Source organism: Dokdonella sp., assembly GCF_051958935.1.
Lineage (GTDB): Bacteria > Pseudomonadota > Gammaproteobacteria > Xanthomonadales > Rhodanobacteraceae > Dokdonella_A.
Genome location: NZ_JBQCFP010000105.1, coordinates 44149 through 68096 on the forward strand (window position 1 = coordinate 44149; position 23948 = coordinate 68096).

Here is a 23948-nt window from a genome sequence, read left to right on the forward strand (position 1 = left end):
CGTTTCCCGTGAACGTGAATCGCATGCCGATCGACGTCGATCCATCGCCTTCCACGCCGCCGCTCGGCGGGCTGCGCGCGCTCGTCGCCGGCATCGACGCGCTCGCCGCCGCGCGCCGTGACGGCGTGCTGTGCGTGGTCGTCGGCAGCAGCGGTTCCACGTACCGCAAGCCCGGTGCACTGATCCTGCTCGATGCGGCCGGCGTGCGCGTCGGCGCTCTCTCGGGCGGTTGCCTCGAAGCCGAACTCGAGGCGCGTGCGCGCGACGTGCTCGCCAACGGCAGCGCACAGGCGGCGCGCTTCGACACCAGCGGCGACGAGGACCGGGTGTTCGGCTCGGGCACCGGCTGCGGTGGTTCGATCGACGTGCTGCTGCTGCCGTTGCCCGCGGGCGCGGCGCCATTGCGCCGCGCGCTGCGCGCGGCCGACGCGCAGGACCTCGAACTCGCGCTCGACCTCGTCACTGACGGCGCACGGCGCGGCAGCGGCGAAGCGCGCGTCGCCGACGAGCGGCATCGCTTCGACGAACGCGGCGGCGTCGCCGACGACGACGATATCTTCGCGATCGACCGCCACGTGCGCATCGCGCCGGCGCCGCGCCTGCTGCTGCTCGGTGCAGGCCCTGAAACGCGTCCGCTGCTCGCATTGACGCGCCTGCTCGGCTGGCGCGGGGAGCTGGCAGAGCATCGCGAGCGGTGGCTGCGCTTCGCCGCCGGCAGCGGCGTCGACGCCGAGCATCGCGACGGCCCCGACGGACTCGCGGGTGTCGTCGCAACGAGGCGGTTCGATGCCGCCTTGGTGATGAACCACAACCTCGATCTGGACGAGCGCTGCCTGCGGGCGCTCGCACCGACGGCGGTGCCGTACGTCGGCCTGCTCGGGCCCGCGGCGCGGCGCGACGAGTTGCTCGGCGGGATTGGCGACGCGCGCGACACGCTGCAGCCGCGCCTGCACGCGCCGATCGGGCTGCGCCTCGGCGGCGAAGGCGCCGAGGCGATCGCGCTCGCGATCGTCGCGGAACTGCAGCAGGAGTTCGCACGTGCCGCGCGCGCGTGAGCCCGCCCACGCCGCGATCCTGCTCGCCGCGGGCGCATCGACGCGGCTCGGTCGCGCCAAGCAGCTGATCGAGATCGACGGCGAACCCTTGCTGCGGCGCGCGGCGCGCGCACTGCTCGAAACCTCGCCAAATGCGCTCGTCGTCGTGCTCGGTCATGACGCGGACGCACTCGGTGCATGCGTCGCCGACTTGCCCCTGCTATGCGTCGTCGCGCGCGACCATGCGGAGGGCCTCGCCGCCTCGCTGCGTGCGGGCATCGCCGCGCTGCCGGCCGAATGCGAAGGCACACTCGTCGCGCTGACCGACCAGCCCGCGCTCGGTGGCGCGCACCTGCGTGCGTTGCGCGATGCCTGGCGCACTACGCCGGTGCGAGCGGCTGCGAGTGCGTACGCGGGCGTGCTCGGCGTGCCCGCATTGCTCCCGCGCGCGTGGTTCGCCGACGCGATGCAGTTGCGCGGCGATACCGGCGCGCGCGCGCTGCTGCGTGCGCGTGCGGCCGAAGTCGTCGCTGTTGCTGCGCCGGCGCTTGCAGGCGATCTCGACTCGCCGGACGATCTCGCCCGGTTGCGTTGACACCGGCGAGGCTTGCCTGTTCGTGCGCGGTTCTCGTCCGATCCTGCAACCGTCTGGCGGGCGTCGCGCCGCGGGAGTAGCCTGAACGCCCCGCACCGCTCCGGAGACGCCGATGAAGCTTGTCGTCAATGGCCAGCCGCACGAGGTCGAGGCGCCGGCCGACATGCCCCTGCTCTGGGTTCTGCGCGACCTGCTCGGCATGACCGGCACGAAATTCGGTTGCGGGCTCGCGCAGTGCGGCGCGTGCACCGTGCATCTCGACGGCCAGGCGGTGCGGTCCTGCGTGATGCCTGCAGTCGCCGCGGCGGGCAAGTCGATCACGACGATCGAGGGCTTGTCGAAGGACGGCTCGCATCCGGTGCAGCGCGCATGGCAGGAACTCGACGTCGTGCAATGCGGCTATTGCCAGTCCGGGCAGATCATGAGCGCCGCGGCGTTGATCGCGCGCAAGCCGATACCGAGCGACGCCGACATCGATGCCGCGATGGCCGGCAATCTGTGCCGCTGCGGCACCTACCAGCGCATCCGCGGCGCGGTGCATCGCGCCGCGGAACTCGCGTCGAAGGAGGGCGGCCATGTGGCGTGAGGGCATGCAGCTTCCGGTTCCATTCCAATCCACCGCAGCGACGACGCCCTCGGGGCTTACCCGCCGCGCCTTCGTGAAGTCCGCCGCGGCGGGCCTCGTGATCGCATGTTTCGTCCCGCTCGCGGCGCGACGCGCGTTCGCCGCCGAAACCACGCCCGAGGCGAAGCCGCCGGTGTCGCCGAACGCGTTCATCCGCATCGCGCCGGACAACGGCGTGACGATCCTGCTCAAGCATTCGGAGATGGGCCAAGGCGTGTGGACGTCGCTGCCGATGGTCGTCGCCGAGGAACTCGGCTGCGATTGGAACCAGGTGCGCGTCGAGCATGCGCCGGCTGCGCCCGAATACGCGCACACCGCATTCGGCATGCAGATGACGGGCGGCTCGACCAGCACGTGGGAATCATTCGACCAGCTGCGGACGGCCGGCGCGATGGCACGCGAACTGCTCGTTGCCGCAGCGGCCGTGAAGCTCGGCGCGAAGCCGGCGGACTGCCGCGTGGAGAACGGCCATGTCGTGCACGGCACGAAGCGCGTGAGCTATGGCGACGTCGCGCAGGCCGCGGCGAGGCTGCCGATGCCCGCGAGCGTGAAGCTCAAGGAGCCCAAGGACTGGACCCTGATCGGCAAGCCGACGCGCCGTCTCGACAGCACGGCGAAGACGACCGGCACGGCGGAGTTCGGCATAGACGTGAGCCTGCCCGAGATGGCGGTCGCGCTCGTCGCACGCGCGCCGGTGTTCGGCGCGAAGTTGAAGACGTTCGACGCCACCAAGGCGAAGGCGGTCGCGGGCGTGCTCGACGTGGTCGAGGTGCCGAGTGGCGTGGCCGTGCTCGGCCAGCATTTCTGGGCCGCCAAGCAAGGGCGCGACGCGCTCGTGCTCGAATGGGATGAAGGCGCGTTCGCGCGGGCCTCGACCGCGAGCCTGCGCGAGGAATACCGCAAGCTCGCGGCGACGCCCGGCTCGACCGCGAAAGCAGCCGGTGATGCCGAGGCCGCGCTGAAGGGCGCCGAAGGCGTCATCGAGTCCGAATACGAAGTGCCGTTCCTCGCCCACGCGCCGATGGAACCGCTCAACTGCACGGTCGCGATCGGCGCGGACGGCTGCGACGTCTGGACCGGCACGCAGTTCCAGACCGTCGACCAGATGAACGTCGCCAAGGCGCTCGGGATCGGGCCCGGCCAGGTGCGTATCCACACGACCTTCCTCGGCGGCGGCTTCGGCCGGCGCGCGAACCCCGCGTCCGATTTCATCGTCGAGGCCGCGCAGGTCGCGAAGGCGGCGAAGCGTACGGTCAAGGTGGTCTGGACGCGCGAAGACGACATCCATGGCGGCTACTACCGACCGATGTGGCTCTCGCGCCTGCGCGCGAAGCTCGGGGCCGACGGCAAGCCGGCCGCTTGGGCGCATACGCTCGTCGGCCAGTCGATCCTCGCGGGCACGCCGTTCGAACCGGTGATGGTCAAGGACGGCGTCGACGCCACGTCGGTCGAAGGTGCCGCCGACTCGCCGTATCTCGCGGCGATCCCCGTGCACCGCGTCGACCTGCATTCGCCGAAGAGCCCGGTCACCGTGCTCTGGTGGCGCTCGGTCGGTCATTCGCACACGGGCTTCGTCGTCGAGAGCTTCATCGACGAACTCGCGCATGCGGCGAAACAGGATCCGCTCGAGTATCGCCGCGCGTTGTTGCCGAAAGATGCGCGCGAACGCCGCGCGCTCGATCTCGCCGCGGAGAAGTTCGGCTGGGGCAAGCCGCTACCGCAGGGCCGCGCGGCCGGCATCGCCGTGCACCAGTCGTTCGGCAGCTACGTCGCGCAGGTCGCCGAAGTGTCGGTCGAGGACGGCAAGGTGCGCGTGCATCGCGTCGTCTGCGCGATCGACTGCGGGCCGGTGGTCAACCCACTCAATGTCGAAGCACAGATGCAGTCGGGCATCGCGTATGGCCTTTCCGCGGCGCTGCACGGCGAACTCACGCTGAAGAACGGGCGCGTCGAGCAGAACAACTTCAACGACTACGCCGCGCTGCGCCTGCCGGAGATGCCGAAGGTCGAGGTATACATCGTGCCGAGCACGGACAAGATGGGTGGCTGTGGCGAACCCGGCACGCCGCCGATCGCACCGGCGGTCGGCCATGCGTTGTTCGCGCTCACGGGCAAGCGGTTGCGTTCGTTGCCGTTCCGGCTGGCGTGACTATTGGCAAGCGGCGGCGCGCCGCCGCCGTGCCGTCATCGAGACCGATTCAGCCGGCCCTCCGCATCCCACACCTGCCCCGCGGGATCGAGCTCGACGGTGGTGCGCAGCTCCGCGCGCGGCCCGAAGCCGCAGACAGCGATCGGGCCTTCGAACAAGGGATCGAGGCCGAACGCCTGTTCGATCTCGACTTCGTTGATTGCAGCCGTCACGTACGCGCCGAGCCCGATCTCGGTCGCCGCGAGGTAGAGGTTCTGCGAGGCATGGCCGGCCTCGAGCAGGATCGCGCGGTAGATCTTCGGATGCCTGCGGTATTTCCAGAACGAACGCGGAAAGCGCGCCGCGACCACGAGCAGGACCGCTGCGTCGGCGAAATAGTGCTGGCCGGCGACCATCGTGTGTGCGAACGCGTCGGGGTCGAAGGCTGGGGGCGCGGGCAGTCGATCGAGCGCGTGCGCCTCGACGTTGTAGTGATAGAGGCCCGCAGCCATGTCCTCGACGCGGCGCACCAGCAGGTACGCCTCCAGCGGATGCAGGCCGCCACCGGAGGGATGGTTCTTCTTCAGCGCGACGGCGCCGGGCTCGATCGTTTCCTGCGCCTGTTCGCCGAACGTGCGGTGCAGGACGGAGGCGAGAGCCGCCCGCGCGAGCGGAGTGGACACATCGAAGTTGCGGCAGGTCGCCCTGCGGCGCAACAGCACATCGAGGTCTGCGTCGCGCGGGCGATCAAGATCGATGCGCGCGCCGGCGTCTTCCCGCCTTCGGTAGTGTGAAGGCGGCGGACCGACCGCCTGCATCATGTCCGCGGTGGAATGGATCCCCGAAGCCTGCTGTGCTTCGATGCTGTCGACGCCACTCCAGCGCGTAAACGCATGGGTCGTCGCCAGCAGGGGGTGCCATTGGGCGTCGCGCAGAGCGAGATCACGCAGGTGCGCGGGCGTCGGCCGATCCCGTTGGAACACGAGGCCTGCGTCGATCAGGACCTGCAACACCGGTTCGGAGATCCTCGCTGCAACCTCCGCGTAGGCAGTCCATTGCGCCTCACTGAGGCTGCCGAGTGCGAGGATCGCCGCTTCCTCGACAGTTACCGGCGCGTCGAGATGCGGCGCGAGGGCGACCCAGTGGCGCGTGCGCCGTCGCGGATCGCGTCCGGCGAGGAACGCGTTCACGTCGAACGCCACCTCCTCGCTCGATTCCAGGTACAACGCCCAGCAGCGCCTCAGCGCAGGGTCGTGCACGTCCAAATCGCTTTACTCCGGCCGGGTTGTGCTAGAAAAGGACTTGCCGTGCGCGGGGCCAGGCTCCTCGGCGCCCGCGAGCACGGCATGATTCTCGCGACATGACGACAATTACGCCAAGGGGGAATGCAACCATGATTCAAGCCGCACCGTCCAACGATGCCATTGCGAAGATGCTGCAGGCGCTTTCGACGAGCCCGGAGGCACGCGAGCAGATGCTCGGCGACCCGATCAGCGCGCTCAAGTCCTACGGTATCGAGGCCGATCCCGCCAACGTCCCGGTCGTTCGTGCGCTGCCGTCGATGGAGGAGGTCGCGCAGCTGCACAAGGAATTCATCGCCGATCCGCTGATCCTCAAGAGCTGCATCTTCATCTTCATCGTGATGGGCCGGAAGTAGCCGCGGCGGCCTGCGCCTGGGTGTCCGGCAAGCGCCGGGCATCCAGCAGATTGGGAATCAAAGCGACCTCGTTCTCGAGTTCGGCGACAGCCTGACCTCGGTGCGCGCGCAGCCATTGCTGCTGCGCCTCGGCTTTCGCGGCCGCATCCGAGGCAAGGTACGCAAGCCACAAGCCAACGTGTGTCTGGTAGTACTCGCGTCCATCGACGAGGGATTCGAGGCAGCTCGCCCGATCCGCCGGCTTCGTCGCGAAACGCACCTCGCAATCGGCCGTTTGCCACAGCGCTGATCGATCGTAGTAGCCGTGATCGAGCGCGATCGACCGGCTCGCATCCAGCCCCGCGCGCGCCTTGCCGGTACTGCCGCCCGAGCGCGCGGCCATCATGGCGGCCAACGAGAGATGGATCGTGGCGCTTCCGTCCGTCGTCGGCTGGCTCGCGGCGAGACGTGCTGTTTCCGCATCGATCAGAGCATCGAGCGTGGCTTTCGCGTCGGTGGCGCGCGTTGCGAGCCGAAGTGCGGCAGATGCCAGGCGAACGCGTGCCTGCTGCGACGCGGACGTCGACTTCACGCTGTACTGCGTTGCCACTTCGAGCGCACGCGCCGCCGCCGCGTCGTCGCCCTGGTCTATCGCGATGGCGGCGAGTTTCAACTGCTTCTCGGCCTGGATCGTGGCCGGCAAGGTGGCCGGCATGCCCTCGAGCCGCTTCGAGACCGCGTCGTAGCGACGGGCGGCCAGATCGGTGACCACGTCCTCGAAATGCGGCATCACGCTCGCCAATTCGCGCGCCTTGGCGACGTCAGCCATCGCCTTGACGTCGTCGCCGCGCTCGGTTTCGATGACCGCCAACGCGATCCAGCTCGCGCCGCGAAGAGGATGACGCGAGTTGGCGATTGCTTCGAAATGAGGTTGCGCTTCCGCCAGTCGGTGCTGGTACCAGAGGTAGCCGATGCCGAGGTTCTGGCGCGCGGCGATCGCGTCGGGATAGAGCTGGGCGGCGGCCGTCCATTTGTCGATCCAACGATTGGCGTCCTCGTACTGCGACAGGGTGCCGTCGAGGAACAGTTGTTCGCGCGCGCTCAAGCGATCGCGGTTGGCCACCGCCTGGCGCAGGCTGTCGAACGCGCCGTGCGAATCGCCGAGATAGGCGTTCTGCAACGTACTCAATCGTACCCATGCGAGCGCGAACTTCGGATCGAGGCGCAACGCTTCCTTGAGCAGGACGAGCGCTTCGTTCACCTTGCCGCGGCCGTGTTCCTCCTCCGCCTTGCCGAGCGCGCGCAACGCGTCGAGATTGCCGGTGGTGATCTGCGCGAGGGGCTTGGATGCTTCGCTGACGGAGGCGAGCGATTCGCCGAGGCGCCCGCGCATCTTGCGCAGCAACTCGTCCATGCGGGGCAGCATCGCTTCCTCTGCTTCGGCGTCGACCGAATCGCTGTAGACGGATGTCTGCGTGTGCGGATCGACGAGTTCGGCGGTCATGCGCACGCGCCCGCCGACCTCGGCCACAGTCGGCAGGACGACCGCTCGCGCACCCTCTCGCAACGCGATCTCCGAACCGACGATGCGGTCCACGGCCGTGGCGGCCGGATCGCGCTCCATGCGCTTGAGCGCATCGCGCACCTGCAGTTGCGGCACGACGTTGACATAGCGCGACTGCTCCAGGCCGACGCGGAACGCGGCCTCCAGCGAGTCGTCGAACACTTGGTGCCCGGTGAGGTTCTTGAGGCTGCCGACCACGACCCAGTCGCGGTTGGCGAACGCGATTGCCGGCGCGGGCTTGAAGAAGTACCAGGCCGGCACGGCGACGAGGAGGAGCAGCGCGAGCAGCTCTGCGACCACGGCCAAGGGGCGGCGCCAGACCGGCATCTCGCGATGGGCCTTGCCGCTCCATGCCGGCGCGCGCAGCGGCGCGATGCCTTCCTCGCCGACTTCGAATACCGGCACGAGGTCGGGCACGCCCTTGAGGCGATAACGCCCGTGCGTGCGCCAGCGCACACGCGCGAGCTTTTCGCCGAGTTCGCCCTGAGCGCGGTGCGCGATGTCGTAGGCGGTGCCCGACATGAGGATCTGGCGCGGCAGGGCGAGGCCCATGAGGCGTGCCGCGACCGGCTTGACGAGGCCTTCGACTTCGGTCTGCTTCGCGCCGCGGCGGACATCGTCGGCACTGTTGTCCCAGACGACGACGTCGCCGACGTGGATGCCGATGCGCGCGGCGAGTTCGATCTGCTCCTGCGCGCCGAGATCGGCAAGTTCGCGCTGGTAGGCGAGCGCGTAGGCGACGGCCTGGATCGGCCGCTCGAACACGAGCAGGAAGCCGTCGGTCTTGTCGATCTCGCGGCCGCCATGCTGCTGCATCAGCGCGCGCGCAACGCGATCGTGCTTGCGGATGAGGTCGGCGGCGCGCTGGTCGCCGAGGCGTTCGACCAATGCGGTCGAGTCTACGAGGTCGCTGAGCACGAGCGTGCGCAACACCGACGTCGTGGTGCCGGCGATGCCGTCGATCCGTGCTGATTCGTCAGCAGTCACCCTGCCTGCCGCCCCTTTGCTGCATTCGCACCATTTTGCGCCCGATCGACGGCGATTGGCCAGCGCCGCGCGCGAAAACGGTTACACAGCCGCCTTTCGCGCGGGAGTTGCCGGCCGGAGGCCGCTCAGGAGCGCGGCCACACCGCGTTGAGCGGGTCGAATTCCACCTCGTTGCATTCCGGCCCGCGCACGCCCAATCCCGTCACCGCGAGCGGGCCCTCCTCGAGCGGGTCGAGCCCGAACGCCTGCTCGATGTCGATCTCGTTGACCGCAGCGGTGATGAACGCGCCGAGCCCGAGCTCGGTCGCGGCAAGGTACATGGTCTGCGACAGGTGGCCGACGTCGAGGACGAGCGCACGGTACGCCTTGGCATGATTGCGATACTTCCAGAACGTGCGGCGGAATCGCGCCACCGGCACGACGAGCGCATGCGCGCCGGCGAAATAGCTCTGCGTCGCGACGAGCCGCCGCGCGAGGTCGCCGGCTTCCGCGCGCGCCAGCGGGCGGATCGGCTCGAGTGCGTGATTGACCGGATGGTAATGGTACAGCCCGGGGTCCAGGCCCTCGACGCGGCGCGCGAGCACGTAGGCCTCGGTCGCGTGCAGGCCGCCGGCGGACGGTGCGGCCTTCTTCAGCAGTTGCACGCCCGGCGCATAGTCCTGCACGGCGCGTGCACCGTAGGCGCGGTAGAGCACGGCGGCGAACGACGCGAGCGGGAGTTCCACGCCGTCATCGAAGTTCCTGCACGTGACGCGCGCGTCCAGGATGCCATCCAGCGGCGTCCTCGCCGTCGGGGGCAGCTTCATGCGCGCGGCCGGCGGCGTGCGTTCGCGCACGGCATCGGGGGCGGCGCCCAGGCGTTCGAGCAGCGTGCCGCGCGTCGTTTCGACGAACAGGCGTTCCGCCGCTTCCGTGTCGACGCCGTTCCAGCGCGTGGCGTAATGCATGACCGCCGGCAGGCTAGACCAGTACGTTTCGCGCAACGTGCGGTCGCGCGCGTCCGCCTCGGTTCCTTCGCCGACGAGCAGCTGCTTCTCCAGCAACGCGTCGATCGTTCCCGCACAATACCTCGTCGCCAGCGCTTCCCGATCGAGCCATTGGGTCGGGGACAGGGCGCCGAGTACGAGCACCTCGTCGTCGTCGACCGTGCGTTCGCCGACGTGCGGCGCGATCGCCGTCCATTCGACGACATGGCTGAGGCCGGTGCTGCCGGCGGCGATTAGGCCGAGTTCGAACTTCAGCTTTTCGCGCGGCTCGAGCATGAGGATCGCGCAACGGCGCAACAGCATCGCGTCTGGTCTCGCGTGGGTGGGACGATCGATCATAGCCTGCCCCCGCCCGTGCTTTCGGCATCGGCTACAATCGCCCGGCACCTCGTGCCTGCGCCGTCGTGCCGGCGTCGCAGGCGTACCCGCGTGCGTACCAGGCATTTTACCCAGGGGAACGACGATGAGTGACGCCGTACTCACGAACGCGCAGCTGATCAAACTGCTGCTCGAGTTGTCCACCAACGATGGATTCCGCCAGCGCTACGCGGAGAAGCCGGCCGCCGCGCTCGTCGAGCTCGGAGTGCCGCATGAAGTCGTGGTCAACATCGACGCGGCCTGCCTGGCGCCGACGCGGCTTGCCGACAAGCAGGCGTTCGCCGAGGCACACCAGCAGATGGTTGACTCGAAGGTCGTCGAAGCGCACAGCATGATCATCCCGAACCGGCTGCGGTTCGACAGCACCAAGTAAGCCAGCCTTCAACGTGCGGCGGAGAGTTTCGCCGCACGCTGCGCGAGTTCGGGGATCGCCGCCACGTCCTTCCATGCGTCGTGGAACGCGGCGAGTTCTACGTCGGCCTCGGCTTTCCTGCCGAGCGCGACGAGGAGTTCCGCACTCCGCAGCCTCGCTGCCGTGGCCTGGACGACGTTGTATGGCGACAGCACGCGCTCCGCGTTGTACTCCGCGTAGGCACGCCCGCGACGCCCGGCGAGGTAGCGCGCCTCCTTCAGCGCTGCCTCGCGGTCGCCCGCGCTCTCGTAAGCGTCGACGAGTGCTGCGTGCACGATGAGCAACTCGCTGCCGTCGACGGTTGCGCGCAGGATGGACACTGCTTCCTTCGCATTGCCCGATGCACGCTGCAGCTCCGCTCGCGCCACGGCGTGCATGTCGGCGAGGATCAGGCTCTGCCCGTCGAGCTCGGCTCCATTGCCGGCCGCTTCCAGCTGCTTGCGCGCTGCCGCGACATCGCCCCGGCGCGCGTCGGCATAGGCGCGAAACAGCGTACGGAATGGCGATGCACCGGCCGTTGCCGCCGGGTGGTCATCCGCCACGGCCGGCGGCAATGCGAACCGCCCCGAGCCGAGTGCGGCGGCGACGGCGGCATCGGCATCGGCGGCGACGGCGGCATCCTTCTTCGTCGCGGCGGATATCAGCGCGCGCGCCGCCGACCACTGTCCCTGGTCGAGCTGGATGCACAGCCTGGCGAGGCTCAGTTCGCCGTTCGGAGGCACGGTGCGCTCGAGTTCGGCGAGCGTCTCATCTGCCTTGGCGTAATCGCGTTGCGCCGCGTACGCCGACGCCGCGAATTCGCCCGCGGACTTGAGTCCCGAGGCCTTCGCATCCGCGAAGGCGCGGAGCGCGTCCGCGTAGCGTTCCATGCCGAGGTAGAGCGCGCCTAGTACGTATAGGCTCGTCGCACGATACGGATTCTGCGGGATGACGCTCTTCTCGAGCGCGGCGATCGCTTCCTCGAAACGATTGCCGTCCTGCCACGCGAAGTAGCCGTAGATGCCCTCGTAGCGGCCGGGATAGAGCGTGTTGAGCATGCGCAACTTGTCGAGCGCCGCGCGCGGTTCGCTCATCGTCGCCTGCAAGGCTTCGGCGTAGAGCTTGTCCATCGGCGAGAGGCGGTCGGCCTGTGCGAGGGCCGCGGCCATCTCGCTCTTGGCGATTTCGGCCTGGTTGACGTTCATCGCCACGCGCGCGAGGGCGATGTGCGCCAGCGCGAAACCCGGATCGACGACGAGCGCCTGGCGGTAGAGGGCCCTGGCTTCATCCATGCTGCCGGTGGCGTAGACGCGTTCGCCGATCGTGTACGCCTTGAGCGCTTCGAGGCTCGATGTGGTCACGCTCTCGAGCGGCTGCGAATCCTTCGAGACCGCGGCCATCGCCTCGCCGAGACGCACGCGCAGCTTCTGGTTGACCGTGTCGAGCGATGCCAGCACGGATTCGGCGCCGATGCCGTCGGCCGACTCCGAATAGACGGTCGTCTGCGTGTTCGGATCGACGACCTCTGCGGTGACGCGGACCCTGCCGCCGATCTCGGCGATGGTCGGCAGGATCAGCGCGCGTGCGCCGTCCCTGAGCGCGACCTCCGCCCCGACCGCGCGGTCGACGGCGGTCGCGGACGGGTCCTTCTGCATGAGGCGGATCGTCTCGCGCGTCTTGAGGCTGGACAGCACGTTGACGTAGCGGGATTGTTCGAGGCCGATTCGGAAAGCGGTCTCGATCGACTCGTCGAAGCGCGCGTCGCCCGTCAAATTCTTGAGATCGCCGACGACGACCCAGTCGCGCTGGGCGAACGCGATCGCCGATGCCGGGCGGAACAGATACCAGGCAGGTATCGCGAGCATCAGCAGCAACGCGGCGAGTTCGATGCCGAGCGTGGCCGGGCGGCGCCAGAACGGCACCTCGCGGTGCGCCTTGCCCGACCACGGGGGCGCCTTCAGCGGTGCGACGCCCTCGTCGCCGACCTCGAACACGGGAATCGGATCGGGCACGCCCTTGAAGCGGTAACGCCCGTGCGTGCGCCAGCGGACCGTCTCGAGGCGTTCGCCGAGCTCGCCCTGCGCGCGGTGCGCGAGCGCGTGCGCGACGCCCGAGAGGAGGATCTGGTTCGGCAGCGCGAGCTGCATGAGGCGCGAGGTGATCGGCTTGACGAGGCCTTCCACTTCGATCGGCTTGGCGCCGCGCGCGATGTCCTCGGGGCTGTTGTCCCAGGCGACGACATCACCGAGATGGATGCCGACGCGCGCCGCAAGCGTGCTGCCTTCGGCTTCGTTGAGGTCGCGCAACGCGCGCTGGTAGTCGAGTGCGAACGCGACCGCCTGCACCGGTCGCTCGAACATGAGCAGGAACCCGTCGGTCTTGTCGATTTCGCGTCCGCCGTGCAGCGGCAGCAGCGCGCGCGCGAGACGGTCGTGCTTGCGGAACAGGTCGGCGGCGCGCTGGTCGCCGAGGCGCTGGGTCAGGGCCGTCGAATCCACCAGGTCGCACAGCACGAGCGTACGCAGCAGCGGGATCGCTGCGGCGTGCGGGGTCGATGCTGACGGGTGGAGCAATGCGTTCATGCCTGGCTGCCTTCCAGCGCGCTGCGCGAGCCGCGCGTCCTGATCCGGTGCGGCGGGGCATGCGACGCCACCGGATTGGTGCATCGGCGATGCGGGCCCGAGGCCGGCATTCGCCGCATGTGCGCGCTGGTCCGCTCTCGCTCCCGCGCGCAGGGAGTCTTCGTGTCAGACGACGCAGCGCACGCTGCCGGGCGTCGCCACATGGTATCCGTCGCCGCCGCGACCTTTCGCCTCGTACAATGCGGCGTCCGCATCGCTGTACCAGACCGCCCAGTCGGCATGCTCGCCGCACAGGCTGCCGCCGATGCTCACCGTCACCGAAAGACCTTCCTTGCAACCGGGGAAGCGCAACGCACGCACCGCGCCGATCACCTGGGTCGCGCGCGCGCAGAGTTCTTCTTCGCCGGTGACCTGCATGAGCAGCGCGAATTCGTCGCCACCGAGGCGGCACGGCACGTCGACTGACGAGGCCGCGTTCTGCACTTCCTCGGCGATCGCGCGCAGCACCTGGTCGCCGACGAGGTGGCCGCAGCGGTCGTTGATCTGCTTGAAGCGGTCGAGGTCGACGAGCAGCAGTGCGAGCACGGTGCCGGGCAGGCGATGCTCGCCGAGCCGCTCCAGGAACATGTAGAGGCCGCGCCGGTTGCACAGGCCCGACAGCTCGTCGGTCTGCACCAGGCGTTGCGCCGTGGACAGCTGGGTGCGCGTCTGGCGCAGCGAATCCAGCGTGACCATGAGGTCTTCGTTGCGACGCTTGAGGCTCTGGATGAGCTGCTGTTCGCTCGCGACGAGGTAGGAGAACGAGCGGCGCATGAACTGCGCGAGCAGGCGCGGTTCGGTCGCGATGAGGTGTTCGAAGGTTTCCTGGTCGACGATGCGCAGGGTCGCCTCGCCGAACGCGACCGCATTGGCGACGCGCGTGTGGCTGCCGATGAACAGCACGAGTTCGCCGAAGAATTCGCGCGCGCCGATGATCTTGTCGGGCAGGCCGTCGCCGAACTCGAGCTGCACCTGGCCGGCTTCGACGATGAACATGCTGCGGCCGAGTTCGCCGCGGCGAAAGATCACCTCGCCCTGGCTCACCTGGCGCGCGACGCCGACGCGGGCGAACAGCGCGAACTCGTCCTCCGACAGCTGGCGGGGCAACAGGGACGGGCGCAGCGGGGTCGCGGTGAGCGCGTGCGCGAGTTCGCTGGTCGACTCTGCCTTGTCGCTGGACACTCGAACCTCCCCTCGGGGCCCGAAGAAGGGGAGCATGTTAGCGCATGTGGCCGGCGAGCTGGCAGGGAGTGACAAGGAGTGTCGTAAGAAAACAGCCATTCCGGTTGTGAGCGAACCGCCCTTCGCGCGTGCGAACGCTGGTGCCGGTTTTGCGCGAGCGCGCCGCAAGTGACGCAGCGGCGCGGGGTGTGTGTCCGGGACACCCGCGGGAGGTGCACCTACCTGGCCGCCGGTAGGCCCGGTTCTTGCTTGGGTTCACCTGCCAGCCCTTGGCTCCCGGCCGCCCTCGCGGCACCCAGGGGCACCGGCCGGCATCGGAACGACTCGACCCGGGGCACTCCCCAGCTGCCCGGGTCCCCTCTCTCCCGGTCGTTCCGATGCCGGTCGCGGCACCTTCCGGTCCTCTCTCCCGGAAACACGAAGGCCGCCGTTCTCCCCAATGGCGGCCTTCGCGTGCCTGCGCGCCGGTCAGGCGGCGCGCGGCGTGGCGCCGTGGAACTGCTCTTCTTCGGTCGAGCCCTTGAGGGCCGTCGTCGACGACAGGCCCTGCTGGATCGTCTGCGTGACCGCATCGAAGTAGCCGGTGCCGACTTCGCGCTGGTGCTTGACCGCGGTGAAGCCGCGTTCGGCCGATGCGAATTCGGCTTCCTGCAATTCGACGAAGGCGCTCATCTGGCGCCGCGCGTAGCCGTGCGCGAGGTTGAACATCGAGTAGTTGAGCGCGTGGAAGCCGGCGAGCGTGATGAACTGGAAGCGATAGCCCATCGCCGCGAGTTCTTTCTGGAACTTCGCGATCGTCGCGTCGTCGAGGTTCTTCTTCCAGTTGAAGCTCGGGCTGCAGTTGTAGGCGAGCAGCTTGCCGGGGTACTTCGCGTGGATCGCCTCGGCGAACGCGCGTGCGAAGGCGAGGTCGGGTTTGCCGGTCTCGCACCAGACGAGGTCCGCGTACGGTGCATAGGCGAGCCCGCGGCTGACCGCCTGGTCGAGGCCCTTGCGCGTCTTGTAGAAGCCTTCGACGGTGCGCTCGCCGGTAATGAACGGCTTGTCGTTGTCGTCGATGTCGGAAGTGACGAGATCGGCGGCTTCGGCGTCCGTGCGCGCGACCAGCAGGGTCGGCACGCCGCAGACGTCCGCGGCGAGGCGCGCGGCGTTGAGCTTCTCGACGGCTTCGCGCGTCGGCACGAGCACCTTGCCGCCCATGTGGCCGCACTTCTTCACCGAGGCGAGCTGGTCCTCGAAGTGCACGCCTGCGGCGCCGGCCTCGATCATCGCTTTCATGAGTTCGAACGCGTTGAGCACGCCGCCGAAGCCGGCCTCGGCGTCGGCGACGATCGGCTGCAGGTAGTCGACGCCGTCGTCGCCTTCGGCGTGCGCGATCTGGTCCGCGCGCAACAACGTGTTGTTGATGCGCTTGACCACCATCGGCACCGAGTTGGCCGGATACAGCGACTGGTCGGGATACATTTCGCCGGCGACATTGGCGTCGGCCGCGACCTGCCAGCCCGAGAGGTAGATCGCCTTGAGGCCGGCCTTCACCTGCTGCATCGCCTGGTTGCCGGTCAGGGCGCCGAGCGCGTTGACGAACGGCTCCTTGTGTAGCGAGGCCCACAATTTCTCGGCACCGAGCCGGGCGAGCGAATGCTCGACCGCGACGGTACCGCGCAGGCGCACGACGTCCTCGGCGGTGTAGTTGCGCGCGACGCCGTGCCAGCGAGGGTTGTTGCTCCAGTCCAGCTTGATCTGTTCGGCGGTCGGCAGGTGCGTCTTCATGGCATACCTCGGTGTCGGTGGAGCGGACTCGTGGTGGGATGCGGCGCGTTCGGCCGCGCTTGGAATGTCGATCAGGCGTGGTCGCAGAGGCTGTCGTACGCCTCGAGGGTGAGGAAATCGGCGAGCGCGTCGGCGTGCGTGAGTCGCGCGAGCAGCTCGGCGGCGGCGCCGATGCGCGACTGGCCCGGCATCGCGGTCGCAGCGAGGCGGTCGCGCGTAGCCGCGAGCACGGCGTCGAAGGTGGCGAAGTCGATGGGCGCGCCGTCGTCGAAGGCGAGCGCGGATGCGGTGCCGCCGTCGGCGCGGTGCAGCCATTGCCACAGTTGCGCGCGCGATATTTCCGCGGTCGCGGCGTCTTCCATGAGATGGTGGATCGGCACGCAGCCCTGGCCGTCCATCCATGCCGCGAGATAGCGCAGGCAGACCTCGACGTTGGCGTCGAAACCCGCGCGCGTGATCGAGCCGGTGCTCGGCGCGAGCAGGGTGTCGCGGTCGGCCACGACATCCGTGCGCGCGACGTGCAACTGGTTCGGCGTCGGCATGTGCAGGTCGAACACCTCGCGTGCGACCGCGACGAGGGCGGGGTGCGCGACCCAGGTGCCGTCGTGCCCCGCCGTCACTTCGCGCAGCTTGTCGGCGCGCACTTTCGCGAGCGCGGCGTCGTTGGCCGCGGCATCGTGGTTGATCGGGATCTGCGAGGCCATGCCACCCATCGCGAACGCGCCGCGACGATGGCAGGTGCGGATCAGGAGTTCAGAGTAGTGGCGCAGGAACGGCACGCCCATGACCACCTGGCCGCGCTCCGGCAGCACGCGGTCGCGGTGCGCCCGCAGCGTCTTGAGATAGGAAAAGATGTAGTCCCAGCGGCCGCAGTTGAGGCCGACGATGCGCGTGCGCAGTGCATGCAGGATCTCGTCCATCTCGAAAACCGCGGGCAGCGTCTCGATGAGGACGGTGGCCTTCATCGCGCCCTGCGGCAGGCCGAGCGCGGCTTCCGCGTGATCCATGACGTCGTTCCACAACGCCGCCTCGCGATGGCTTTCAATCTTCGGCAGGTAGAAATACGGACCGCGGTCGCGCGCGTGCAGTGCGAGCGCGTTGTGGTAGGCGAACAGGCCGAAGTCGAACAGCGCGCCGGCGATCGCTTCGCCACGGATCTCGACATGGCGCTCGGGCAGGTGCCAGCCGCGCGGCCGTACGACGAGCACGGCCGGGTCGGGACCGACCGCGTAGGCGCGGCCATCGGGCGCGCGGTACTCGATCGTGCCAGCGACCGCATCGCGCAGGTTGATCTGGCCGTCGACGAGATTGGTGAAGGTCGGCGCGGTCGAATCTTCGAAGTCGGCCATGAACACCTTCGCGCCAGAGTTGAGCGCGTTGATGATCATCTTGCGATCGACCGGCCCGGTGATCTCGACGCGCCGGTCCTGCAGCGCCGCAGGGATCGGCGCCACGCGCCAATCGGCCTCGCGGATCGCGCGGGTTTCCGCGAGGAAGTCCGGCCGTTCGCCCGCATCGAAACGCAGCTGCCGCTCGCGCCGCCCCTCGAGCAACGCGCGGCGACGTGCATCGAACCGCTCGTGCAGGTCGACGATGAAGGCGAGCGCGCCAGCGTCGAGCACCCCCGCCTGCCGCGTGTCGAGGCTGTGGCGGATGCGGGCCTGGGGCAGGTTTTCGACGGTGGCACTCATGGGCGGATCTCGTGGTGCGAGGCGATCAGCCTAGGCATTCGTGCGTTGCTTTGACAAAGCAAACGTTTCAATGCGATACATTGACTTTGTCAAACATCGAACAAGTGTTTGAATCGACGCATGAAGCAGGATGAACGAAAGGCGGGGGACGCATCCCGCAGGGCGCGCATGGCGGATCGCCGCGCCGGTTCGCGCGCGAAGCCGGCGGCAAGCGCCGTCCCGGCGCCGCGCTTCTACTACAAAGGCAGCCGGCTCAAACAGTTGCGCGCGTTCTGCATGATCGTGAAGCTCGGTACGCTGTCGCGCGCGGCGGAGGCTTTGTTCCTGTCGCAGCCCTCGGTTAGCCTGCAGCTGCGCGCGCTTGAGCAGGAACTCGGGTCCACCCTGATCGAGCGCCGCCGCCGCCGCGTGGCGCCGACGCGCGAGGGCCAGGCGCTGTACGACCTCGCCTTGCCGCTGATCGAAGGGCTCGACCAGCTCGACCAGCGGTTCCGCGCGCTGCGTTCGGGCCTCGCCGGCGGCGAGCTGCACATTGCCGCAGGCACTTCGACGATCCAGTACCTGCTACCGGGCTTCGTCGCTGCGTTCCGCGAGCAGCACCCCGGCGTGAAGCTGCAGCTGCACAACGTGACCGGCAAGGACGGGCTCGCGCTGCTGCGCTCGGATCAGGTCGACTTCGCCATCGGTTCGATGCTGGACGTGCCGAACGACCTCAGCTACGAGCCGGTGCAGTCGTACGACCCGATGCTCATCGCCCCGCCCGATCATCCGCTCGCGAAGCTCGGGGATCTGCGCCTCGAGGACCTGTCGCCGTACGGCCTGATCCTGCCGCCGCAGCGCCTCACGACCTATCGCCTCGTCGACCTGATCTTCCAGCAGCGCAAGGTGCCGTTTCGCGTCGCGATCGAAGTCGGCGGCTGGGAAGTGATCAAGCAGTACGTCGCACTCGGCCTCGGCATCTCGATCGTGACCGGCATCTGCATCGGCGAGGAAGACCATGCACGCCTGGCGGTGCGCAACATGAGCGCGTACTTCCCCCAGCGCAGCTACGGTGTCGTCGTGCGCAAGGGCAAGTACCTCAGCAGCGAGGCGCGCGCATTCGTCGATCTCGTGCGCCCGGGCCTGTTCACGCGGCGGGACTATTGGGAAGCGGGCCACTCCGAACGGTAGGCGCGAGGCCGCGGATCATTCCACGGTCGGCTGCGGGAGCGGCGTCGGCACGTCACGGCGGCGCAAGCGCCGCAACATCCGCGCGGCGAAGCGGAACAGTTTCGGCAACAGCCAGGCGATCAGCGCGAGGAAGAGCGCGAGCGCAACGAGGAATCCGATCGGATGCGCGATCGCGAGCCAGAGTCCGCCGAGGACGAGGCCGTCCTCGCTCGCGCTCGCGGTCCAGTTGCTGAACGGTTCCGGCGACGTGTTGATCGCAGCGCGCCCACTGCTTTTCGCGAGATGGGTGCCGCTCGTGATGAGTCCGCCGACGAGCGCGGCCGCCACCTGCGCGGCCGGGGTCGCGTCGCCCATCGCGCCCCAGGCGAGGAACGCACCCGCCGGGATGCGGATGAAGGTGTGCAGCGCGTCCCAGAACGAATCGAACGCGGGGATCTTGTCGGCGAGGAATTCCCCGACCGTCATGATGCCGGCGGCGGCGAGCACCCAGGTGTGTTGCAGCACGAGCAGGGGTTCGGGCAGCTGCAGGTAGCCGTATCGACCGAGCAGGCCGACGACGAGGATCGTGACGTAGAGGCGGATGCCGCTGGCCCAAGCGAGTCCTCCGGCGAGCGCGAGCTGCGAAAGCGCGTCCATCAGGCGTCCTTTCGCCCCGCGACCGGCCCGGATCGCCCGACCAGCGGCCGCCCGCGCGCAACTTCGTTTCTGCTAGCGTGGCGGCCCTGCCCACGCTGCCGTTCCAGGTGCTCCATGGTCCGCTGGCTCCTTCTCGCCGCCACGATACTCGGATTCATTTTCGTCTTCACCACGCACAGCCCGATGTTGCTCGGCATCGGCCTGCTGCTCGGCATCGTCGGCTTCATCGGCTTCGTGTTTTCGCTCGCGGCCGAGCGCGTATCGGCCAATTCGCGGCCGGAGACGTCGATGGCCTCGCCGACGGATCTCGCCGCGATGCGCAAGCCCGCGGCGCGGCCGCTGCCGGCGCCGGGACGCCCGCCCGTTTCGCCGCAGGCCTCGAGCCCCGCGGCGGCACCGGCACCTGCCGTGGCGCCACCGACGCGGCCGCCGTCGGCGACGCGCTGAGGTCTCGCCGCAGCGCACCGTGCATGGCTGCCGGCGCTGACGCAGAATCCCCGTCGTCGCATCCCGCGACGCCGTGACGGGAGGTTGGCGTGACCATCGAATCGCTGCTCGTCTTTCTGATCGTGGGTGCGGTCGCCGGCTGGTTGGCCGGCCAGATCGTGAAGGGCCATGGCTTCGGCCTGGTCGGCAATATCATCGTCGGCATCGTCGGCGCGTTCCTCGCCGGTTTCCTGCTGCCACGCCTCGGGCTCATGATCGGCGGCGGTATCGTCGCGGCGATCATCAACGCCGCCATCGGGGCGGTCATCCTGCTCGTGCTGATCGGCCTGTTCAAACGCGCGACCTGAGAAGGCAGGATCGATTTCTGGGGCCGGCGCAAGCCGGCCTTTTTCGGTCCGCTCTCCGCCTCTCGCTCCATCCGACTTGACGGCGCGCACCGGCGCGCGAAGCATCGGTGCATGCGACCGACCGACACCGATGCGCTCCGAGCTTCCGCCGTACCCCCGCCGCTCGACGGCCGGGCGATCCATGTGTGGCTCCACGATACCGCGCAGTCCCGCCCGCGCGCGGTGCGCGAGGCGGCGCGCGCGATGCTGGAACACCTGCTGCGCGGTTACGCCGGCGGCGACCGCACGCCGCGGGTCGAGTGCGGTGCGCACGGCAAGCCGTTCGCGCCGGCCCTGCCCTGGCTGGACTTCAATCTCAGCCACGCGGGTTCCTGCGTCGCGCTCGCGTTCGCGCGCGAGCAGCCGCTCGGCATCGACATCGAGCCGCTCGACCGGCGGGTCTGTGTCGACGGCATCGCGACACGTTTCTTCAGCGCGCGCGAAGCGGCTGCGCTCGAGCGAGTCGAGCCGAGCCGGCGTCATCTCGCATTCCTCCACTTGTGGACGCACAAGGAAGCCGTGCTGAAGGCGCTCGGTGACGGACTCGGTTTCGGGCTCGAGCGCATCGAGTTCGAATTGTCCGCGGAAGGACGCGTCGATCGGCTCGCACACGTCGCTGCCGAGGCGGGCTCGCCGGCGGACTGGCGCCTCTGGCCGCTCGAGGCTGCGGCCGGGATCACCGGCTGCCTCGCCTGGCACGGCGCGGCGCGCGCGGTGCAACGGTTGCAATTCGTGTCGTGAGCCCAGGAACGCGACGTTCCGGCCCCCTGCACCGTCCTTTGCTGCAGATGGCCGACGGACAGACCAGCGACGTGAACGCGGTACCCTCGGGCTCGGGCTTCGGCCAGACGCTCGACCGGATGGTGCTCGAGCGAGCGCGCCGCGGCGACATGGGCGCGTTCGCGGCGATCTACGAGCGCTTCGGCAGCGCGTGTTACACGCTCGCGCTGCGCGTGCTCGGCGAGCCGGCGGCGGCCGAGGACATCGTGCAGGACGTGTTCCTCAAGATGTTCGCGACCTTGGGGGGTTTCCGCGGCGACGCGCCGTTCGGTGCGTGGCTCAAGCGGCTCACCGCGAATGCGACGATCGACGTGCTGCGCGCGCGGCAGCGCTACCAGGCCGACGACGTCGAGGCCTTGTTCGCCGCGATGCCCACGGCGGACGCCGACGCGGAGGACGGCGTCGATGCGTGGTCGCTGCTGATGCGACTGCCGCCGCGCGCGCGCGCGGTGGTCGTGTTGCACGAGGTGGAAGGCTACACGCACAAGGAACTTGCCGACCTGTTCGGCCAGAGCGAGAGTTATTCGAAGTCGATCCTCGCGCGCGCATTGAAGCGGCTCAACGACGACGCGGGTGGATCAAAGGAGGTGCAGGAATGAATCTTGAACAGGGCACTCGCGGATTCGATCCGCGACGACTGCCCGAGTTCGCTCCGGATCCGGCGTTGTGGTCGCGCATCGTCGCGGCCCAGCAGCGACGCGCATCGCGGCGCCGCTGGCAGCGCGCCGTGGTCGGTGGCGCGCTCGCGGCATCGATCGCGGCAGCGCTGCTGGTCGGCGTGCCGGTACTCGCGCCGGTCGTCCCCAGCGGGACGATCGCGATGCAGGACGAATCGCGTGCGCTCGAAGACGAGTGGCGGCGGCTCGCCGGCACGCAGGCGGCCGCGCTCGGCTCGACCCGGCTGCGCGCGATCGACGCCGAGCTGCAGGCGGCCTACGATCGTGGCGCCGCCACGGATGAGCTTTCCGCGTTGTGGCAGCAGCGCAATCGCGCGCTGCAGGGTTTGATCGCGGCGATGCAGGACGGGGCCTATGGCCGGTCGTCCAGCATCACGCAATTGTGACGGCAGAGGTAACGAGATGAGCAGGCAGATGTACAACATGGTGCCGTGGGCGGCGCGCTCGCTGGCCTTGGCGTTCGCGTTCGCCGCAGGCGGTGTTCACGCGGACGGCGCGACGCCGCTCGCCGGAGCCGTCGCCGGGGCCGCATTGCGTGGCGATGCGGGCGCGAGCGTCGGCGCCGAACAGCGCCTGCGCGCGGAGCTGCGCGCGGTGATGACCGAGCTGGTCGAAAGCGGCGCTTTCGGTGCGGCGCCCGCGCACGAGATCCGGATGGATATCGACACGCCGGCGCAACGCGTGAGCAATCTCGGCTTGCTGGTCGACAGCGCCCGCGCCGACCGCGACGGCGTGCACGTACTCGCGATCACGCCGGGTGGCGCGGCTGAAAAGATGGGCTTGCGCAGTGGCGACGTGCTGCTCGCGGTCAACGGCACCGCGCTCGCGAATACCGATGGCGCGGCGGCGACGCTGCGGCGTTCGGTCGACCAGTTGCCCGATGGCGCGCGGCTCGCGTTTGAAGTCCAGCGCGAGGGACGCCGGCATACACTCGCGGGCACGCCCTCGAGCGTCTACCTGCCGGCGATGCATCTCACGGTCGGTGACGGCACGCAGCTGGCGACGGCGGGCAGTGGCGGCGGCGGCGCGATGCCGGCGGATTCCGCCGGCTGCGGACGCATCAGCGATTTCGATGTCGCGCCGCGCGGCGACCGCCTGCACGCGGCGAAGAGCATCAGCATCGACGGCGTGTCGCCAGGCCCGACCGGCACGCGCGCGTATCGCGTGAGCGCAGGTCGGCACGTGATCAAGGTGGCCGAGCAGATCGAGAGCCGCTATCTCTCGTTCAGCGATCGCGCACGCAATTCAGCGATCGGCAGCGACCGCTACAAGGCGCTCGACGTCGACGTTCCGCCGGACACGACCGTCCTGATCGCGGCGCGCCTCAACGAGGACCAGCGCAGCGAGTGGAAGGACGGCGCCTATTGGGATCCGGTGGCCTGGAAGCAGACGGCCGAACGCTGCCGTTGAAGTCCGTGGCGCGCGCGTCGACAGGCGCGCGCGCTTGCGCGATCATCGCGTGATGACCGCGCTCAGCGTCAACATCAACAAGGTCGCCGTGCTGCGCAACTCGCGCGGCCATGCCGAGCCTGACCCGCTGCTCGCCGCACGCGTGGCCATCGAGGCGGGTGCAGACGGCATCACCGTTCACCCGCGCCCGGACCAGCGCCACATCCGCGTGGACGACGTCGCGCGCGTGGCAGCGGAAGTTGCTTCTTGGAATGCGCGCGGTCGCGCGGTCGAGTACAACATCGAGGGCAATCCGTTCGCGCCCGCGCGCGGCAGCTATCCCGGTTTCGTCGAACTCGTGCGACGCACGCGCCCGGCGCAGGCGACACTCGTGCCCGACGGCGATGCGCAAATCACGTCCGATCACGGCTTCGACCTCACCGCCGAAGCAGCGCGGCTTGCGCCGCTCGTCTCCGAGCTGAAGGCGCTCGGTTGCCGCGTCAGCCTGTTCGTCGACGCGGGCACCCGCGCCACCGACCTGGAACGCGCGGTCGCCGCCGGTGCAGATCGCATCGAGATCTACACCGAACCTTACGCACGTGCGTATGCAGCCGGCGACTGCACGCGAGAACTCGATGCCTGCGTGCGCACCGCGGAGGCGGCGCGCGCTCATGGCCTCGGCGTGAACGCGGGACACGATCTCAATCAGCGCAACCTCGGCGCGCTGAAGTCCGCGATACCATTCCTCGCCGAAGTGTCGATCGGCCACGCGCTGATCGGCGAAGCGCTGTACGCCGGACTCGCTCCGACGGTGCGCGCCTATCTCGCGATTCTCGGCACGCGCGACTGAGCGCGCGAGGGTGCGAGGCCGACGT

At 69.1% G+C, this 23948-nt stretch carries 22 protein-coding genes; 14 read left to right on the plus strand and 8 right to left on the minus strand.

The genetic code is table 11. The annotated features are described in order from the left end of the window. Positions 1 to 23: 23 nt before the first annotated feature. From ACTHK2_RS09775 to ACTHK2_RS09790, 4 genes are all read left to right on the plus strand, one after another. A complete protein-coding gene (locus ACTHK2_RS09775; RefSeq protein ID WP_440245520.1) occupies positions 24 to 1055 on the plus strand; it encodes an XdhC family protein in 1032 nt (343 codons plus the stop codon). Continuing rightward, complete coding sequence (locus ACTHK2_RS09780; RefSeq protein WP_440245521.1) at positions 1039 to 1629, plus strand: nucleotidyltransferase family protein; 591 nt, start codon at positions 1039 to 1041, stop codon at positions 1627 to 1629. The genes ACTHK2_RS09775 and ACTHK2_RS09780 overlap by 17 nt, the downstream gene beginning before the upstream one ends. 112 nt (positions 1630 to 1741) lie before the next feature. Beyond that, complete coding sequence (locus tag ACTHK2_RS09785; RefSeq protein ID WP_440245522.1) at positions 1742 to 2215, plus strand: (2Fe-2S)-binding protein; 474 nt, start codon at positions 1742 to 1744, stop codon at positions 2213 to 2215. A gap of 73 nt (positions 2216 to 2288) precedes the next feature. Then, positions 2289 to 4403, plus strand: a complete 2115-nt coding sequence (locus tag ACTHK2_RS09790) for a molybdopterin cofactor-binding domain-containing protein (protein ID WP_440245523.1) — start codon at positions 2289 to 2291, stop codon at positions 4401 to 4403. A gap of 35 nt (positions 4404 to 4438) precedes the next feature. Here ACTHK2_RS09790 and ACTHK2_RS09795 read toward each other — a convergent pair whose 3' ends face one another. After that, a complete protein-coding gene (locus tag ACTHK2_RS09795) occupies positions 4439 to 5641 on the minus strand; it encodes a putative peptide maturation dehydrogenase (protein WP_440245524.1) in 1203 nt (400 codons plus the stop codon). Between the two features lie 134 nt (positions 5642 to 5775). Here ACTHK2_RS09795 and ACTHK2_RS09800 point away from each other — a divergent pair, with 134 nt between their 5' ends. Beyond that, positions 5776 to 6039, plus strand: coding sequence for a hypothetical protein (locus ACTHK2_RS09800; RefSeq protein WP_440245525.1), 264 nt, complete (start codon positions 5776 to 5778; stop codon positions 6037 to 6039). Here ACTHK2_RS09800 and ACTHK2_RS09805 read toward each other — a convergent pair. Beyond that, complete coding sequence (locus ACTHK2_RS09805) at positions 6017 to 8569, minus strand: putative peptide modification system cyclase (protein ID WP_440245526.1); 2553 nt, start codon at positions 8567 to 8569, stop codon at positions 6017 to 6019. The genes ACTHK2_RS09800 and ACTHK2_RS09805 overlap by 23 nt on opposite strands. A 125-nt stretch (positions 8570 to 8694) precedes the next feature. After that, on the minus strand, positions 8695 to 9858 hold the full coding sequence (locus ACTHK2_RS09810; RefSeq protein WP_440245527.1) for a putative peptide maturation dehydrogenase: 1164 nt from the start codon (positions 9856 to 9858) through the stop codon (positions 8695 to 8697). A gap of 160 nt (positions 9859 to 10018) precedes the next feature. Here ACTHK2_RS09810 and ACTHK2_RS09815 point away from each other — a divergent pair, with 160 nt between their 5' ends. Further along, positions 10019 to 10306: an NHLP-related RiPP peptide gene (locus ACTHK2_RS09815; protein WP_440245528.1), complete on the plus strand. Its 288-nt coding sequence runs from the start codon at positions 10019 to 10021 to the stop codon at positions 10304 to 10306. Between the two features lie 8 nt (positions 10307 to 10314). Here the strand turns inward: ACTHK2_RS09815 and ACTHK2_RS09820 are convergent, their stop codons facing one another. The 4 genes from ACTHK2_RS09820 to aceB form a co-directional block, all read right to left on the minus strand. Then, positions 10315 to 12906: a putative peptide modification system cyclase gene (locus tag ACTHK2_RS09820; RefSeq protein WP_440245529.1), complete on the minus strand. Its 2592-nt coding sequence runs from the start codon at positions 12904 to 12906 to the stop codon at positions 10315 to 10317. A 165-nt stretch (positions 12907 to 13071) separates the two neighbouring features. Then, entirely contained in the window at positions 13072 to 14127 is a 1056-nt protein-coding gene (locus ACTHK2_RS09825) for a diguanylate cyclase (RefSeq protein WP_440245530.1), read from the minus strand. Positions 14128 to 14595: 468 nt separating this feature from the next. Then, positions 14596 to 15897: an isocitrate lyase gene (gene aceA, locus ACTHK2_RS09830; RefSeq protein WP_440245531.1), complete on the minus strand. Its 1302-nt coding sequence runs from the start codon at positions 15895 to 15897 to the stop codon at positions 14596 to 14598. Between the two features lie 71 nt (positions 15898 to 15968). Then, positions 15969 to 17588 carry a malate synthase A gene (aceB, locus tag ACTHK2_RS09835; protein WP_440245532.1) on the minus strand — a complete coding sequence of 540 codons (1620 nt, stop codon included), beginning with the start codon at positions 17586 to 17588 and terminating at the stop codon, positions 15969 to 15971. Between the two features lie 168 nt (positions 17589 to 17756). Between aceB and ACTHK2_RS09840 the strand changes: the two genes are divergently transcribed. Then, positions 17757 to 18758: a LysR family transcriptional regulator gene (locus tag ACTHK2_RS09840; RefSeq protein ID WP_440245533.1), complete on the plus strand. Its 1002-nt coding sequence runs from the start codon at positions 17757 to 17759 to the stop codon at positions 18756 to 18758. Positions 18759 to 18773: 15 nt separating this feature from the next. On the opposite strand, the gene ACTHK2_RS09845 is transcribed toward ACTHK2_RS09840, so the two are convergent. After that, the gene (locus ACTHK2_RS09845; protein ID WP_440245534.1) at positions 18774 to 19394 is read right to left on the minus strand and encodes a DUF4126 domain-containing protein; all 621 of its coding nucleotides are present in this window, start codon (positions 19392 to 19394) and stop codon (positions 18774 to 18776) included. Between the two features lie 114 nt (positions 19395 to 19508). On the opposite strand from ACTHK2_RS09845, the gene ACTHK2_RS09850 reads away from it, so the two are divergent. The 7 genes from ACTHK2_RS09850 (at position 19509) to ACTHK2_RS09880 (ending at position 23923) form a co-directional block, all read left to right on the plus strand. Next, positions 19509 to 19841, plus strand: a complete 333-nt coding sequence (locus ACTHK2_RS09850; RefSeq protein ID WP_440245535.1) for a hypothetical protein — start codon at positions 19509 to 19511, stop codon at positions 19839 to 19841. Positions 19842 to 19930: 89 nt separating this feature from the next. Beyond that, positions 19931 to 20188: a GlsB/YeaQ/YmgE family stress response membrane protein gene (locus tag ACTHK2_RS09855; protein ID WP_440245536.1), complete on the plus strand. Its 258-nt coding sequence runs from the start codon at positions 19931 to 19933 to the stop codon at positions 20186 to 20188. A gap of 111 nt (positions 20189 to 20299) precedes the next feature. Next, on the plus strand, positions 20300 to 20968 hold the full coding sequence (locus ACTHK2_RS09860; RefSeq protein WP_440245537.1) for a 4'-phosphopantetheinyl transferase family protein: 669 nt from the start codon (positions 20300 to 20302) through the stop codon (positions 20966 to 20968). A gap of 71 nt (positions 20969 to 21039) precedes the next feature. Next, a complete protein-coding gene (locus ACTHK2_RS09865) occupies positions 21040 to 21606 on the plus strand; it encodes an RNA polymerase sigma factor (RefSeq protein WP_440245538.1) in 567 nt (188 codons plus the stop codon). After that, a complete protein-coding gene (locus ACTHK2_RS09870) occupies positions 21603 to 22070 on the plus strand; it encodes a hypothetical protein (RefSeq protein ID WP_440245539.1) in 468 nt (155 codons plus the stop codon). The genes ACTHK2_RS09865 and ACTHK2_RS09870 overlap by 4 nt, the downstream gene beginning before the upstream one ends. A gap of 16 nt (positions 22071 to 22086) precedes the next feature. Further along, on the plus strand, positions 22087 to 23094 hold the full coding sequence (locus ACTHK2_RS09875; protein WP_440245540.1) for a PDZ domain-containing protein: 1008 nt from the start codon (positions 22087 to 22089) through the stop codon (positions 23092 to 23094). 52 nt (positions 23095 to 23146) lie between these two features. Next, positions 23147 to 23923, plus strand: a complete 777-nt coding sequence (locus ACTHK2_RS09880) for a pyridoxine 5'-phosphate synthase (protein WP_440245541.1) — start codon at positions 23147 to 23149, stop codon at positions 23921 to 23923. The last annotated feature ends 25 nt before the right edge of the window (positions 23924 to 23948 follow it).

What these genes read in the sequence shown, in the direction of transcription:
- ACTHK2_RS09775 (WP_440245520.1), top strand. Translation starts at nt 24, where the DNA reads ATGCCGATCGACGTCGATCCATCGCCTTCCACGCCGCCGCTCGGCGGG.
- ACTHK2_RS09785 (WP_440245522.1), top strand. Translation starts at nt 1,742, where the DNA reads ATGAAGCTTGTCGTCAATGGCCAGCCGCACGAGGTCGAGGCGCCGGCC.
- ACTHK2_RS09800 (WP_440245525.1), top strand. Translation starts at nt 5,776, where the DNA reads ATGATTCAAGCCGCACCGTCCAACGATGCCATTGCGAAGATGCTGCAG.
- ACTHK2_RS09810 (WP_440245527.1), bottom strand. Translation starts at nt 9,858, where the DNA reads ATGCTGTTGCGCCGTTGCGCGATCCTCATGCTCGAGCCGCGCGAAAAG.
- ACTHK2_RS09815 (WP_440245528.1), top strand. Translation starts at nt 10,019, where the DNA reads ATGAGTGACGCCGTACTCACGAACGCGCAGCTGATCAAACTGCTGCTC.
- ACTHK2_RS09820 (WP_440245529.1), bottom strand. Translation starts at nt 12,906, where the DNA reads ATGAACGCATTGCTCCACCCGTCAGCATCGACCCCGCACGCCGCAGCG.
- aceA (WP_440245531.1), bottom strand. Translation starts at nt 15,897, where the DNA reads ATGAAGACGCACCTGCCGACCGCCGAACAGATCAAGCTGGACTGGAGC.
- aceB (WP_440245532.1), bottom strand. Translation starts at nt 17,588, where the DNA reads ATGAGTGCCACCGTCGAAAACCTGCCCCAGGCCCGCATCCGCCACAGC.
- ACTHK2_RS09840 (WP_440245533.1), top strand. Translation starts at nt 17,757, where the DNA reads ATGGCGGATCGCCGCGCCGGTTCGCGCGCGAAGCCGGCGGCAAGCGCC.
- ACTHK2_RS09845 (WP_440245534.1), bottom strand. Translation starts at nt 19,394, where the DNA reads ATGGACGCGCTTTCGCAGCTCGCGCTCGCCGGAGGACTCGCTTGGGCC.
- ACTHK2_RS09850 (WP_440245535.1), top strand. Translation starts at nt 19,509, where the DNA reads ATGGTCCGCTGGCTCCTTCTCGCCGCCACGATACTCGGATTCATTTTC.
- ACTHK2_RS09860 (WP_440245537.1), top strand. Translation starts at nt 20,300, where the DNA reads ATGCGACCGACCGACACCGATGCGCTCCGAGCTTCCGCCGTACCCCCG.
- ACTHK2_RS09870 (WP_440245539.1), top strand. Translation starts at nt 21,603, where the DNA reads ATGAATCTTGAACAGGGCACTCGCGGATTCGATCCGCGACGACTGCCC.
- ACTHK2_RS09875 (WP_440245540.1), top strand. Translation starts at nt 22,087, where the DNA reads ATGAGCAGGCAGATGTACAACATGGTGCCGTGGGCGGCGCGCTCGCTG.
- ACTHK2_RS09880 (WP_440245541.1), top strand. Translation starts at nt 23,147, where the DNA reads ATGACCGCGCTCAGCGTCAACATCAACAAGGTCGCCGTGCTGCGCAAC.